Origin of the sequence: Salinibacter sp. (assembly GCF_036626415.1) — a bacterium.
In the GTDB taxonomy this organism is placed as follows: Bacteria; Bacteroidota; Rhodothermia; order Rhodothermales; family Salinibacteraceae; genus Salinibacter.
On the sequence record NZ_JAZKRW010000092.1, the window covers coordinates 1 to 12,957 of the forward strand.

At 69.3% G+C, this 12,957-nt stretch carries 12 protein-coding genes and 2 pseudogenes; 13 read left to right on the top strand and 1 reads right to left on the bottom strand.

The genetic code is table 11. The features are described from left to right. Nucleotides 1-209: 209 nt before the first annotated feature. The 13 genes and pseudogenes from V5A20_RS14110 to V5A20_RS10350 all read left to right on the top strand — a co-directional run. A pseudogene (locus V5A20_RS14110) lies at nucleotides 210-689 on the top strand (PEP/pyruvate-binding domain-containing protein); the annotation flags it as partial. Between the two features lie 82 nt (nucleotides 690-771). Continuing rightward, nucleotides 772-966 (top strand): annotated as a pseudogene (locus V5A20_RS10295) (PEP/pyruvate-binding domain-containing protein); the annotation flags it as partial. A 432-nt stretch (nucleotides 967-1,398) separates the two neighbouring features. Then, entirely contained in the window at nucleotides 1,399-1,704 is a 306-nt protein-coding gene (locus V5A20_RS10300) for a PEP-utilizing enzyme (protein WP_332327274.1), read from the top strand. A gap of 173 nt (nucleotides 1,705-1,877) precedes the next feature. Continuing rightward, nucleotides 1,878-2,753: a DUF58 domain-containing protein gene (locus V5A20_RS10305; RefSeq protein ID WP_332315921.1), complete on the top strand. Its 876-nt coding sequence runs from the start codon at nucleotides 1,878-1,880 to the stop codon at nucleotides 2,751-2,753. 37 nt (nucleotides 2,754-2,790) lie between these two features. Next, entirely contained in the window at nucleotides 2,791-3,786 is a 996-nt protein-coding gene (locus V5A20_RS10310; protein ID WP_332315922.1) for a hypothetical protein, read from the top strand. Nucleotides 3,787-3,883: 97 nt separating this feature from the next. Continuing rightward, entirely contained in the window at nucleotides 3,884-4,642 is a 759-nt protein-coding gene (locus V5A20_RS10315; protein ID WP_332315923.1) for an SIR2 family NAD-dependent protein deacylase, read from the top strand. Nucleotides 4,643-4,711: 69 nt separating this feature from the next. Further along, entirely contained in the window at nucleotides 4,712-5,689 is a 978-nt protein-coding gene (locus V5A20_RS10320) for a vWA domain-containing protein (protein ID WP_332327271.1), read from the top strand. Between the two features lie 93 nt (nucleotides 5,690-5,782). Beyond that, nucleotides 5,783-6,835: a VWA domain-containing protein gene (locus tag V5A20_RS10325; RefSeq protein WP_332327272.1), complete on the top strand. Its 1,053-nt coding sequence runs from the start codon at nucleotides 5,783-5,785 to the stop codon at nucleotides 6,833-6,835. A 75-nt stretch (nucleotides 6,836-6,910) separates the two neighbouring features. Beyond that, nucleotides 6,911-7,552 (top strand): hypothetical protein, encoded by a 642-nt coding sequence (locus V5A20_RS10330; protein ID WP_332315926.1) that lies wholly within the window; start codon nucleotides 6,911-6,913, stop codon nucleotides 7,550-7,552. Continuing rightward, nucleotides 7,552-8,148, top strand: coding sequence for a hypothetical protein (locus V5A20_RS10335; protein WP_332315927.1), 597 nt, complete (start codon nucleotides 7,552-7,554; stop codon nucleotides 8,146-8,148). The genes V5A20_RS10330 and V5A20_RS10335 overlap by 1 nt, the downstream gene beginning before the upstream one ends. 101 nt (nucleotides 8,149-8,249) lie before the next feature. Further along, nucleotides 8,250-10,106: a BatD family protein gene (locus V5A20_RS10340; protein WP_332327273.1), complete on the top strand. Its 1,857-nt coding sequence runs from the start codon at nucleotides 8,250-8,252 to the stop codon at nucleotides 10,104-10,106. Nucleotides 10,107-10,139: 33 nt separating this feature from the next. Next, the gene (locus V5A20_RS10345) at nucleotides 10,140-10,886 is read left to right on the top strand and encodes an SH3 domain-containing protein (protein ID WP_332315929.1); all 747 of its coding nucleotides are present in this window, start codon (nucleotides 10,140-10,142) and stop codon (nucleotides 10,884-10,886) included. 128 nt (nucleotides 10,887-11,014) lie between these two features. Then, nucleotides 11,015-11,797: a hypothetical protein gene (locus V5A20_RS10350; RefSeq protein ID WP_332315930.1), complete on the top strand. Its 783-nt coding sequence runs from the start codon at nucleotides 11,015-11,017 to the stop codon at nucleotides 11,795-11,797. A 138-nt stretch (nucleotides 11,798-11,935) separates the two neighbouring features. Here V5A20_RS10350 and V5A20_RS10355 read toward each other — a convergent pair whose 3' ends face one another. Then, complete coding sequence (locus V5A20_RS10355; protein ID WP_332315931.1) at nucleotides 11,936-12,838, bottom strand: LysR family transcriptional regulator; 903 nt, start codon at nucleotides 12,836-12,838, stop codon at nucleotides 11,936-11,938. Between the last annotated feature and the right edge of the window lie 119 nt (nucleotides 12,839-12,957).

The window sequence follows — 12,957 nt, forward strand, 5'->3', positions numbered from 1 at the left end:
ATGTTGTGCAACTGCTACCCTTCAGTCCAGATCGAGGCATCATAGGCTTTTGTTGATTCCATTTCCCTCTCCAGAACGGCCCTCGCAATCCGCTGTCGGGGGCAAGGGGCACTCGCTCATTCGCATGGCGGCAGCGGACGTGCCGGTGCCGCCGGGCGCCATCCTCCCCCACCGCGTTCTTCGCGCCCTGGTTCGAAACGATCACGGGGATGGACGCCGGGGCCGCGCTGGCGGACACTCTGCCCGAGGACTGGCCGCCGCTCTGCAAGCACCTGAAGGCGCGGTGCCGGGCGCTCCCATGGACGACGGCCCAGCAGCGCGCCCTGGAGCGCCTGCGCGAGGACCTTGCCGCGCGGTGCGGCGAAGACACCCGCCTTGCGGTGCGCTCCTCCTCGCCCGAAGAAGACTTAGAAACGGCCTCCTTTGCCGGCGGCTATGAGACGAGGCTGGGCGTTCCGCTGGACGGCCTTGAAGACGCCCTCCGGGACTGCGCTGCGTCGAGCCTGGACGTGCGCGTCCTTCTCTGTAAGATGGAGCACGGCTTCGACGACCTTGCGCCGCGCCTTGCCGTCGTCGTGCAGGAGCAGATCGGCAGCACCGTGGCCGGGGTGGCCTTCTCGCTCAACCCGGTTACGAACGACTACGACGAGGCTGTTATCGACGCCAACTGGGGGCTCGGCACGTCGGTGGTCGACGGTCGCGTCTCGCCCGACCACTTCGTCGTGAACACGGTCGAGCGGAGCGTCGTGGGGGGCGACGACCGGAGAGAAAGCAGTCTCCGTGCGGCTGGACGCCGAAAGCGGGATTCGGGAGCAAGAGGAACCGCGTGCCGCGGACCGGACGCTCAGCGACGCCCAGCTTTTCGAGCTCACAGACGAGCTCTGCCGCATCGAGGCCCTGTACAAGCGTCCGGTGGACGTCGAGTGGGCCTATGTGGGCGATCAGCTTCATGTACTTCAGGCCCGTCCGATCACCACATACGTCCCCCTCCCGACCCGACCGCCGTGGGCCCGCCTGCGGATGAGGACGGTGCTTCCCCGTTTTCTGCGGCGCGTGGCGCGCACGATTGCGTCGACGCTGTGGATCCTCCTGGCCCCGGACCGGGCCTGGACCGCGTACCGGGAGAAGGTCGATGCGTTCGAGACCTGGGTGAGCGAGGAGATCGACTTCAGCCGTCCGCTTGACGCGTTCCGGCGGCGGTACCTCGCCCCGAGTGCCCGGCACTTCTTCCAGGTTACCGGCCCGGCCTTCGGCGCCGCGCTTTTCGCCCGCCGCAAGGAACGGACCCGCTTTCTGAAACGCCTGGAGAGTCAGGTGTCCTCCTTTCCGCCGGTGATCGACTCGCGCGGTCGCATCCTCCGCCCGCCGTCGCAGGAGACCGACGATGGCTTTCGAGGGATGCCGGTCTCGCCCGGCGTGGCAACCGGGCCGGCGAAGGTTCTGCACGCGGTCGACGAGAAGCCCATTAAGACGGGCGACGTGCTGGTCGCCACGACGACCGATCCGGGCTGGACACCCCTCTTCGTGAACGCGGCGGCCATTGTTCTCGAAGTTGGCGGGGCCCTGCAACACGGCGCCGTCGTTGCACGGGAGTTCGGCAAGCCGTGCGTCGTCGGCTTGGACCGGGCGACGACCCTACTCAAAGACGGACAGCAGGCTGAGGTCGATGGAACGAAGGGCACGGTTCGGCTTGAGGGAGGCTGAATTCGAGCGTACCGCGGGGGGCGGCCGAGCTCGCGGATGGCTAGTGTGCCGCTGCGGAGCGCCGTAGAGGCCCTGTCCCGGTGGATCACGTAGTGGGAAGGCGGAGTTGGGGTTGCCCTCCCGGTGCGACCGGCACAAGCCGTCGCCACACCGATGCCGACACAGAGTGCCCCATGATCCCCGACGAGCTCTTCGAAAAAATCCGCCGCCTGGAGGTTCGCACGCGCGGAGTGGTGGACAGCGTCTTTCAGGGCGAGTACCAGTCGGCCTTCCAGGGGCGCGGGATCGAGTTCGCCGAGGTGCGGCCCTACCAGGTGGGCGACGACATCCGCACCATCGACTGGAACGTGTCGGCGCGGATGGACGACACCTACGTGAAGGTGTACGAGGAGGAACGGGAGCAGACCGTCATGCTGTGCGTCGACGTGTCCGGGTCGGAGAATTTTGGGTCTCAGGGCAAGCTGAAGCGGGAGGTGGCCGCCGAGATCTGTGCGGTCATCGCCTTCAGTGCCATCCGGAACAACGACACCGTGGGGCTGCTCCTGTTCTCCGACGAGACGGAGCGATTTGTGCGGCCGGGGTCGGGGCGGCGGCACGTGCTGCGGTGCATCCGTGAGCTGTTTACGGCGGAGGCCAGCTCGGTGGGGACAGACATCGGGGAGGCGCTCCGGCGCGTGCTTCGGATGCTGCAGCGCCGGTCGATCCTCGTGCTGGTGAGCGACTTCTTTGACGCCGATTACGACTCGATGCTGCGGGCCGCTGGGCAGCGCCACGACACGATTGGGATCGAGCTCCAGGACCCCCGCGAGGAGGAACTGCCGCCGGTGGGCCTGGTTGATCTGACCGACGCCGAGACGGGGGAGACGGTGACGGTAGACACCCGGGACCCGGCGGTGCGGGAGGCCATGGCGGCCTCGGCCCGGGCCCGTCGCGAGCGCACCCGCGAGATTCTTCGGCGGGCCGGGGTCGGGCACGTCATCGTTCGCACCGACGCGGACCCCCTGGAGCCCCTCATTGCATTCTTCCGGGGACGGGCCCGGCGGGGCTAGCACGGGACGCGCTCGTCCGTTGATCGACTCGGGACATATGCAGCGACGAATGCGAGGGTGGACGTGGCTCGGGCTTCTTGGACTCTTGGGCCTGTCGGTTGCGTGCGTGCGGCCTGCGGACGCACAGCCTGCGCCCCGCGTTGAGGCGCACGTGTCGGCCGACAGCGTGAAGATCGGCGAGCGGTTCACGCTAACCCTGGTGGCCGCACACGACGCGGATCGTGAGGCGATTTTTCCGGCGGCGGACGCCGGGTCGGCCCTGTTCGGCGACCTGCACGCGGTGCGGCGAGAGGCGGTTCAGACGCGACGTTCCCCCGGCGCCCGTCGGGTCGACAGCGTGGCCTACGAGGTTACGACCTTCGCGCTCGACTCGGCCCGCGTTCCGGTTGTGCCCGTTCGCCTCGCCTCGGCGGGCGACACGGCGGTGGTGGGCACGTCGCCCCGCACGCTGCCGGTCGTGTCGGTCGTGGGGCCCGATGCGGACGCGCTCCGGACCCCGGCCGCGGTCGCCCCCTTTCCCCACCCGGCCTGGATGTGGGGACTGCTTGGCCTTGTCGTCGCGGCCCTGCTCGGCGGGGGCACCTACGGATGGTGGCGCTGGCGCGCCCGCGGCGACGAGGAGCCCCCCGACGCCCCTAGCCCGGAACCTCCGTACGAGGCCGCGGCGGCGCGGCTCCGGCGCCTGGAGCGACGCCACCCCTCCGGGCGCGAGGCCGCCACCGCCTTCTACGTGGACCTCACCGAGGCGCTGCGCGTCTACTTGGCCCGTCGCGTCGGCATTCGGGCCCTGGAGCAGACGACCGCCGAGGTGGTGGCCGCGCTCCGGCGGCGGCCCGAGGTGCGAGAGGAGACCCTTCAGCGCCTTCAGGCGGTACTGGAGCGGGCCGACCTCGTCAAGTTTGCCGACGCCCAGCCCCCACCCGCGGAGAGCCGGTCCGTTCTCGACGACGCACAGGCCGTGCTCGACGCCCTCGAAGGTGCACAGCGCCGGGCAGAGGCGCCGCCCGAAGAGGACCTCCCGCCTTCTACGTGAGGGCACGACGAGAGGAGAGGCGATTCCACTCCGCTCACGGGAGGAGGCATCCTCGCGACTCTGTCTTTCAGCATTCGATCCCCGCGTTTCCGTCCCAATGCCCGACTTCAGCGACACGCTCGTCGACCGTTTGGCCCAAGCCGAGCACGTGGCCGTGCTGACCGGGGCGGGCATCAGCGCCGAGAGCGGCATCCCCACCTTCCGCGACCCCGATGGCCTCTGGGACGAGTTCGACCCGCAGGAGCTCGCGAACGTGGAGGCGTTCCTCGACAACCCCGAACTGGTGCAGGGCTGGTATCGGCACCGGCGCCAGGTCGTGGAGGACGCCGAACCGAACGCGGGCCACCGGGCCCTGAGGGCCCTGGAGGCGCACGTGCCGTCGCTGGCCGTTGTGACCCAGAATGTGGACGACCTCCACAACCGTGCCGAGAACAGCACCGTCATCGAACTGCACGGCAACATTACGGACAACTACTGCCGCGACTGTGAGCGGACGGTGGGGGCGGAGATCGTCGACGCGGCCATTCAAGACGGCGAGCCGGCCCGCTGCCCGGACTGTGACGGGCTCGTCCGCCCGGACGTGGTCTGGTTCGGCGAGATGCTCCCGCCCGCCGCGATGGAGCAGGCGGATGCGGCCACCGAGCGGGCGGACGTGTTTCTAAGTGTGGGCACGAGTGCCGTCGTGTACCCGGCCGCACGCCTTCCCGTGGCGGCACGAGAGCAGGGGGCGTACGTGGCCGAAGTCAACCCGGACGCGACCGGCGTCACCGACACGGTGCACGAGTCGATTCAGGGGCCCGCCGGGGACGTGCTGCCGGCCCTCGTCGACGCTGTCACTGCCCGGCAGGACGCATAGTGCCTGTTCGCGGCGTGCTCTTTGCACCCCGTTGTCCTGAATCCGATAGACCTGCGCGACCGCCCGCCCGTGAGTTTTGTCAATCCTCAATTGTTGTGGTGGCTCCTCGCCGTGCCGGCAGTGGGCGCCTGGACGTGGTGGCGACGACGGCGGACGACCGGGCTCCGCTACAGTGACGTGGGGCCGGTGCAGGACGCGCCGGTTGCGTGGACCGTGCGTCTGCAATGGCTCCCGGCGGCCCTCCGGATGGGGGCGCTCGCGCTCGGCATCCTGGCCCTGGCCCGGCCCCAGGCCGAAGAGACCACGCGAACCCGCACGGCTGAGGGCATCGACGTCATGCTGGTCCTCGACGCCTCCACGTCGATGCAGGCAGATGACTTTCAGCCGACCCGCTTTGAGGCGGCGCGCGAGGCGGCGGGCACGTTCGTGGAAGGGCGTGTGTCCGACCGGGTGGGCCTCATCGTCTTTGCCGCCGAGGCGTACACGCAGGTGCCCCTGACGCTCGACTACTCGTTCCTCCAGCGCATGCTCGACGACGTGGAGATTGGCGCCGTGGAGGATGGCACGGCCGTGGGCACGGCCCTCGCGACCGCCGTCAATCGGCTCAAGGAGAGCGAGGCGGAAAGCAAGGTGGCCATCCTGCTCACCGACGGCCGCAACAATCGTGGCCAGATCGACCCCCGGACGGCGGCTGAGGTGGCCCAGACGATGGGGGTGCGGGTCTATGCCATCGGGGTCGGGTCCTCGGAAGGCGAGGAGACCTGGGAAGAATCCCTGCCGCAGGGCCAGCGGGACGAGTCGGCAGGGGTGGATACGGACATGCTCCAGGCCGTCTCTACCGCCACTGGCGGGCAGTACTTCTCGGCCACGAACCGGGACGCCCTAGAGCGCATCTACGCCGAGATCGATACCATGGAGGCTGCGCCGGTCGACGAGCGCATTTACACGGACCGGACGGAGCGGTACCCATGGTTCCTCCTGCCGGCCCTGGGGATCGTGCTCCTGGAGGTCGGCCTCTCCACGACCCTTTTTCGGCGCTTTCCCTAGCACGCGTCCACGGGAACGGCCGAGAGTCCGGTGGCCTTAGCGTTCGCCCCTTGGCCTCACACTCCACACATGAATTGGCTCTATCCAACATACATGTGGACGCTCCTCCTCGCCCCGGCGGCCGTGGGGGCCTACGCATGGGCCGCGCGGCAGCGCCGGGCCGACCGGGAGCGGTTCGGGCACCCGGCCACCGTGCGACAGCTCGCGACGGCCCTTCGTCCGCGCCGCCGAACGTGGAAGGCGGGCCTCGTGGTGGGGGCGCTCCTCCTCGGGGCCGTGGCCCTGATGGGGCCGCGGTGGGGCACGGAGGTGCGCACCGTAGAGCGCCGTGGGGTCGACCTGGTGGTGGCGCTGGACGTGTCGGCGTCGATGCGGGCGCAGGACGTGCCCCCGAGCCGCCTCCGTCGCGCGAAAAACGAGGTCCGCACACTGGTGGGCGATCTGTCGGGCGACCGGGTGGGGCTCGTGCTCTTCGCCGGGCAGGGCGTCGTCCAGTCGCCCCTCACGACCGACTACGGCGCCTTCCGCCTGTTCTTGGACGCGGCGGCCCCCGATCAGGTCTCGGCGCCGGGGACCGACATGAGCGCGGCCGTCGACGCAGGCCTGCAGGCCCTCGGCGCAACGGGACCGGCGGAGGATACCACGACGGCCCCGGGCGAGCCGCGCCCCCGGGCACTGCTGATTATCTCGGATGGGGAGAGCCACGCCGGCGACCTCGACGCCGCTCGGCAGCGGGCCGAAGAGGCTGAGGTTACGCTCCTGACTGCGGGGGTCGGGTCCGAGGAGGGGGCCCGGATTCCGGTCTACGAGAATGGTCGGCGGGTCGACGTCAAGCGCGATCGGCAGGGAGAGGTCGTGCAGAGCCGCCTGCAGGAGGCCCCCCTGACGCGCCTCGCCCAGTCGGGGGCGTACTTTCGGATCGGCGCCGCCGCCAGTGCCCTGTCGGACGTGCCGGCGGCGCTGCGTCAAGTCGGGGCCTCGACGTACGACGCCGAGCGATTTGCCGATTACGAGGAGATGTACCAGTGGCCCCTGGCGGCAGCCCTCGTGCTGCTGCTCGCCGGCAGCCTCCTTCCGGTGCGTCGCCGCGCCGCCCCAGGCATGAGGGTCGGGGCGTGGCTCGGTCGGGCCCAGACCACCGAGTAGTCGCAACGGAATCGACGGGCAGCGCTGTCGGTAGAATGCCTTCGCGACGTTGTATTGTGACCAACCCCTTGGCGGATGCTTGCCCGTACGGCACTCATTTTGCTCCTGTTCGGCCTCCTCGGCGACACCGGGGCAGAGCAGGGTCGGGACGGCAATGCCCTTTTCGAACAAGGACAGTACGTCGCCGCGGCGGAGACCTACCAGGCGGGCCTGGAGGCGCTCGGCGACACGACCGGTGCCGTGTACACAGGGCTGCAGAACAATCTGGGACTGGCCCTGCACCGCCAGGGCCGCCTCGGGGCCGCCCGGACGGCGTTCCGGAAGGCCCGTCGTGCCGCCACGACGGAGGCCGGGCGGGTGCGAGCCCTCTTCAATGCCGCCAACGTCGCGGCTGAACGGAACGATCGAACTACGGCCCTGGACCGCTACCGAGAGGTGCTGCTTCTCGACCCCACGCACGAGGCCGCCCGGTTCAACTACGAGTACCTGAAGCGGCAGGCGGACGGGCGCTCCGGGGACGACTCGCCAACCATCGAGCCCTCCCCCTTCGCCGAGCAGCTGAAGAACAAGGCCGACGCCCTGGTGGCGCGGACCCAGTACACCACCGCCGCGGCCCTGCTGCGGGATGGACTGCGGCGGGACTCGACGGTCCGCGCGTACCGCGACTTTATGGCCCGCCTCGACGAAATTGCACAAATTGCCCGTTCAGATTCGTGATGCGCCTGCACTGGATCGGAGTCGTGGGGGGACTGCTGATCGCGTTGGTCGGCACGCCGGCCCTGGGCCAGTCCTCCGCCGACACCTTCTTTCACGACGCCGCGCAGCAGTACGTCGAGGGGGACACGGAGGCGGCCCGACGGGCGGTGGAGCGGGGGCTGGAGGTGGCCCCGTCGGACCCGCGCCTACAGGCCCTCCGGAAGAAGTTGGAGCAGCAAGAGAAGCGACGCGGAGGCGGGCGGAACGCCCCGCAGGGCCAGCAGTCCCAATCGCAGCGCGACCCGCCCCAGGGAGAGGACGGCCCGCAGGAGTCGTCGGACGCCCCGGGCGAGGCGTCGCAGTCTCAGGCGGAGGACGCCTCCGGCTCGGAGTCGCCCCCGTCTGAGGGGGCGGATCCATCGTCCGCAGGATCGCCCGAGGGAGCAACACAGGGGGGGCCGGGCAGTGAACGGGCCGGCGATCGCCAACCGGCCCGCCGCCTGAGCCGGGCACAGGCGGCCCGCCTCCTCGGGGCCCTCGAACGTCAGGAGCAAACGCTGCTCCGTGAAGTACAGAGACCGTCGCGGGAGCCGGAGCGAGTGGAGAAAGACTGGTAGTCCCGCGGACAATATGTGCGGACAATATATCATATCCCGCGCCCGGGCGAGAAGCGGCGACGGGGGGCGAACGGGTCTTCCTCATCAGCGGCACGCCGCCCATGCGGACCCTACAAGCTACGCTCATGCGCATTGCGGTTCTCGCCCTTGCGATGGCGGCCGTGTGGGTCGGCGTGGGCCGGGCCCAGTCCGAGGGGGCGGTGCGGATCACCGCCGAGGCCGATCCTACGGACGTGGCAGTGGGAGAGGAAATCCAGCTGACGGTGCGGGTCGACGGGGCGCCGGCCACCGTTGTGCAGACGCCGGATCCGCCCTCCACGACCCACCTGGAGCTCCAGCAGCGCACGCCCCGGACGCGGCAAATTCGGGCGTCGAGGGGCGGGCGGCTTCGGCAGGGGGTCGTCTTCTCGTGGCGGCTTCGCCCGCGACGGCAGGGACCCGCTCGCATTCAGCCCCTCACCGTCGTGGTTCGAGGAAAGAAGTACACGACCGCCCCCATTCGCGTCCAGGTGTCTCCGCGGGGCGAGCAGCCCGATGCCCCGACGCTGACGCGTCCCGATGGGGCGTCTCCGGACCAATCCCTAGATGCCCGCGATCTTTTCATCCGTGCCCGTGCGACTGACGATCAGGTGTACCAGAACGAGCAGGTGGTCGTCGAATACAGACTGCTCTACCGCCCCGGCATTCGGCTCCGCCACAGCCGCCTGGCCGGCTCGTGGGATGCGCCAGGCTTCTGGCGCGAGGAGCTTAACGTGGCGTCTCGCCCCACGCCCCAGCGGCGGCAGGCCCACGGACAGGCCTACGAGACCGTCGTCCTGAAGCGGGTGGCCCTGTTTCCCACGCGGCCCGGCAGCCTCCAGGTCGATCCCCTCCGCATCGAGACGGAGGCCCAGGGAACGATGCGCATACGGGACGACGGGCCGTCGCTACGAGGGCGCTTCTCGCCCGTACAGCTCGTCTCCGAGGGCCTTTCCCTGAACGCGCGTCCGCTTCCGGAGGGGGCCCCCCCTGCCTTTGACGGGGCCGTGGGGCAGTTTGCGATGGCGGTCGACGCTGCTCCCGACAGTGTGTCGGTGGGCGAGCCGGTTTCCTTGACGGTGGAGGTGGAGGGGAAAGGCAACTTGGCGACGCTCTCCTCCCCATCCGTCGACTCGCCGTCCGGGGTGGAGGTCTACGAGCCGACCGTCGAAACGGACATCGAGCGCAACGAGTCGCGACTACGGGGCACCAAAACCTTCACCTACACGCTCGTGCCTCAGTCCAGCGGCCTCCACGACCTCCCGCCCGTTGTGTTTGCCTACCTGGAGCCGGGGGCCGGACGGTACGAGGTGCTTCGGGCCGAGCCCCCAGCGCTGCGTGTGACGGGGGAGGCAGCGCCGCGGCCGATGGGGCGAACGGGCAACGGCCTGCCGGTGGACGACGTGGCGGAGCCGATGGAGGCGGATGGGGCACAGTGGGGCCGAACGAACCGACGGCCCCTCTACCGAAATCCCTGGACCTACCTGGCCCTTCTCATCCCTGTGCTGGGGGGTGGGGCGGGGGCTGCCTACCGGCGCTGGGGCCACCAACTGGGACCCTCCTCGAACCAGGTCGCCCCTGCTGACGATGCGGACACGACCCGGCTTCGAGAAGCCCAGCGTCGCCTCCGCGAAGGTGCCGACGCCGCCTTCTATGACGCCGTGGCACGTGGCCTCCGGGCCTTCCTCGCAGAGCGGCTGGGGCGGAGCGGCCCCACCGATGTTCCCCGAGCGGTGCTCGATCGCCACCTTCCCCGTCACGACGTCCCGGCGGACCTTCAGGACGCCCTCTACGACGTGCTCGACCGCTGTGACGAAGCGCAATACGCGCCCAGCACCGCCTCCGTGGCCCCCGAGGACGTACTGGCCAACGCCCACGCTGTACTCCGACGGCTCGATTCCCACCTGCCCCGGCCGGAAGGCCCGGCGCTTCGTCCGTAGCACTATCGCCCCCCTACGCTCAACGCCCGTTCCATGCGCCTATTCGCGGTTCTTCTCGGTGGACTGGGACTGATCGTCTCCCCGGCCGGGGCGCAGCCGGCCTCTGTGGCGCAGGGGTTCGCGGAGGCCAACGAGGCGTATGCGCATGCCCGGTACGAAGAGGCTGCGGACACGTACCGGGCCCTCCTTGACTCGGGGCACGCGAGCGCGGCGCTCTATCACAACCTGGGCAACGCCTACGTGCGCCTCGGCCGTACGGGGCTGGCCGTCTGGGCCTACGAGCGGGGGCGTCGCCTCCGGCCCGAGGATCGGCGTCTGCAGCACAACCTGGAGTACGTTCGCCGGCGGGCCGAGCTTCCCCGGCGCGGGCCGCCGCCCACGGGCCTCGGGGCCCTCGTGGCGGGATGGTCGCCCCTAGCGCTGTTTGGACTCGGGGTGCTGGCGATGTGTGCCGGAGGCTTCGGGGCTGTAGTTCGGGCCGGCCCGAACCATGGGGCAGCGTGGCCCACCCCGGCGGTATGGGGGGCGATGGGCGCCGGACTGCTGCTTGTCGCCGTCGCGCTGGGCACCTCGTACGTGCAGGCCCAGGAGCGCCGAGCCGTCGTGATGGACGCATCGGTGCCACTCCGGGCCGCTCCCGCCGACACGGCCGCCGTCGACACAACGCTCCGCTCGGGGATGCTCGTAGCCCCCGCTGCGGAGCGGAATGGGTGGGTGCGCGTGCGGCTCGGGGACCGAACCGAGGGCTGGGTTGGGGCCCGCGCGCTGAAGGAAATATAACAGAGAGCGGGATCTGAATCCGGAACGCCTCGTTTGCTACGCGGACATAATTTGCACATGATTCGGGCCTGCGCCTCACGGTTCGTGAGAGGCCCGCTGCACACTCCCTCGATCAGCGCTTTCACGCCATGCCGACGGGCCACTTCAGCATTGGTGACCTTTCGTTTTCGTTTGACGGTTCCCTCAAAGAGCTGGCGCACTGTCAGGAAATCATCCGCGAGATCGAGCGGGCGGAGCATCGGCTTCGCCGCGCGTCGGGGGCCGACGAGGTGGTCGTGATTTACGACCAGGACCTCGAGGGCGAGCGCGGCACGTTCGACAAGATGCGGCTCCGTGCCTACGACGACGACCACAACTACACGCTCGACCTCGGGGTGACGGACACCAACCCGCTCGGCGTTTACGTCGGGTACGATCAGAACATCGAAGTCTACGATCGGGACACGGGAGAGACGGGGCAGATCACCCCTGAAGGAGACCGGATCGAAGCGGAGGGGAACGCGTCCGGCGCGCCCTCCCGAGATGAACCGACCGCTCGCGGGGCGGACCCGTCGCGGCAACGTTCCGCCTCTACCGCGTCCGCAGACCCGGCGTCGTCCGAAGGGCCCTCTCAGGCCGAGATCGACCGGGCTGCGGAGGTGCTTCTGAATCGCACCCGCCAGCATCCGCCCGAGCAGCGCGTCGGGGAGACGGCCATTCCGGACGGGCCGCTCGGGGAGAAAATCATCGGATTTGCCGCCTACTGCGGGCGCGACGAGGGGTATCTGAGCCGTGTGCTCGACGTAGAGGGCGTCTCCGCGGTCGACGCGTTGACCGTTGAGCAGGTGTCCGATGTGCTCGCCATGATTAGAGACGAGGAGACGCTTCGGCAGAACGAGAGCTTCGAGCCGGACGATGATCTCCCGTTCTAGAGAGCCTTCGTTGCCGTCTACGCCGCCCCGCGCATTGGCTCCGCATGTCTCTTTGGGTGTCTCACTTCGCTCGGTCGGACAGTCCCAAGTCGAAGGGGTAGGGGCGTATGGCTGAGCACCGGCCCTCGGAGGCCCCGATCAGATCGGGTTTTGGGTAAATGCCTCCTGCTCGTCCATCACGGTTTCCAAAAACCGATCGAGCAACGGCGAGTCATCGTCGTGACGGTGTGCGAGGCCGAGGGGGAGGGGCACCGTCGGCTCCACAATTTTTGCGTACCGCACGCCGGGGCGCTGGATTTGCACGTTCGAGGCATGGGCGATGGACACGCCCAGGCCGGCCTCCACGAGGCCGAGAAAGCTTTCTCCCCGTTCAATCTCTTGAAGAATCTGCGGCGTGAAGCCGGCCTCATGGCAGGCGCGCACGTAGGCATCGTGAATGCGGGGCGCTCCACTCCGGGCCCAGATGATGTGCGGTTCGCCCTCCAGCTCGCGAAGGGGCACGGAGGTCTGGTCGGCAAGCCGATGGCCTGTCGGGAGCACCACCACCATCGGGGCCGTGAAGAGGGGCTGCACCCGCAGGCCGCGCTCGTTGATCGGCAGGAATAGAAACCCGGCGTCCGTCGCCTCCTCCCGGAGGGCGTTCACCTGCTCGCGGGTCGTCTGCTCCACCAGGTCGAGCTCGCCGTGGGGACGTTCGGACCGGAAGGCCTTGATGATGGCGGGGAGCCCGCTCCGCATCGCGGTCGCCTCGTAGGTGATGGTGAGCAGGCCGGCCAGTCCGTCCCGGGCCGCCCGCGCCACGGACTCCGCGCGCCGGGCCTCGCGGAGCACACGCTTGGCGTACGGCAGGAAGGTGCGCCCCGCGTCCGTCAGGTCCACGCCGCCGGACGACCGGTCGAAGAGGGCGACGCCGATCTCGTCCTCGAACGCCTTGATCTGCTGGCTCAGGGTGGACTGGGCCACGAAGACGGCATCGGCCGCGCGGCCGAAGTGCAGTTCGTCGGCGAGGGCCGTGAAGTACCGAAGGTGGCGCAGCTCCATGGGAAGGGAAGTGGAAAGCTCCAAAGAATAAGCACAGAAGAGGGCCTCTCAAGCGGCTCACTTGGCTACCGGACAGTTTTCATCGTGAGCCGGTGAAGCTCCGATTTTTCTTCCAACGC

Excerpts from the sequence above, each read along its gene's own strand:
- V5A20_RS10300 (WP_332327274.1), top strand. The coding sequence starts at position 1,399 with ATGCCGGTCTCGCCCGGCGTGGCAACCGGGCCGGCGAAGGTTCTGCAC.
- V5A20_RS10305 (WP_332315921.1), top strand. The coding sequence starts at position 1,878 with ATGATCCCCGACGAGCTCTTCGAAAAAATCCGCCGCCTGGAGGTTCGC.
- V5A20_RS10310 (WP_332315922.1), top strand. The coding sequence starts at position 2,791 with ATGCAGCGACGAATGCGAGGGTGGACGTGGCTCGGGCTTCTTGGACTC.
- V5A20_RS10315 (WP_332315923.1), top strand. The coding sequence starts at position 3,884 with ATGCCCGACTTCAGCGACACGCTCGTCGACCGTTTGGCCCAAGCCGAG.
- V5A20_RS10325 (WP_332327272.1), top strand. The coding sequence starts at position 5,783 with ATGTGGACGCTCCTCCTCGCCCCGGCGGCCGTGGGGGCCTACGCATGG.
- V5A20_RS10330 (WP_332315926.1), top strand. The coding sequence starts at position 6,911 with ATGCTTGCCCGTACGGCACTCATTTTGCTCCTGTTCGGCCTCCTCGGC.
- V5A20_RS10335 (WP_332315927.1), top strand. The coding sequence starts at position 7,552 with ATGCGCCTGCACTGGATCGGAGTCGTGGGGGGACTGCTGATCGCGTTG.
- V5A20_RS10340 (WP_332327273.1), top strand. The coding sequence starts at position 8,250 with ATGCGGACCCTACAAGCTACGCTCATGCGCATTGCGGTTCTCGCCCTT.
- V5A20_RS10345 (WP_332315929.1), top strand. The coding sequence starts at position 10,140 with ATGCGCCTATTCGCGGTTCTTCTCGGTGGACTGGGACTGATCGTCTCC.
- V5A20_RS10350 (WP_332315930.1), top strand. The coding sequence starts at position 11,015 with ATGCCGACGGGCCACTTCAGCATTGGTGACCTTTCGTTTTCGTTTGAC.
- V5A20_RS10355 (WP_332315931.1), bottom strand. The coding sequence starts at position 12,838 with ATGGAGCTGCGCCACCTTCGGTACTTCACGGCCCTCGCCGACGAACTG.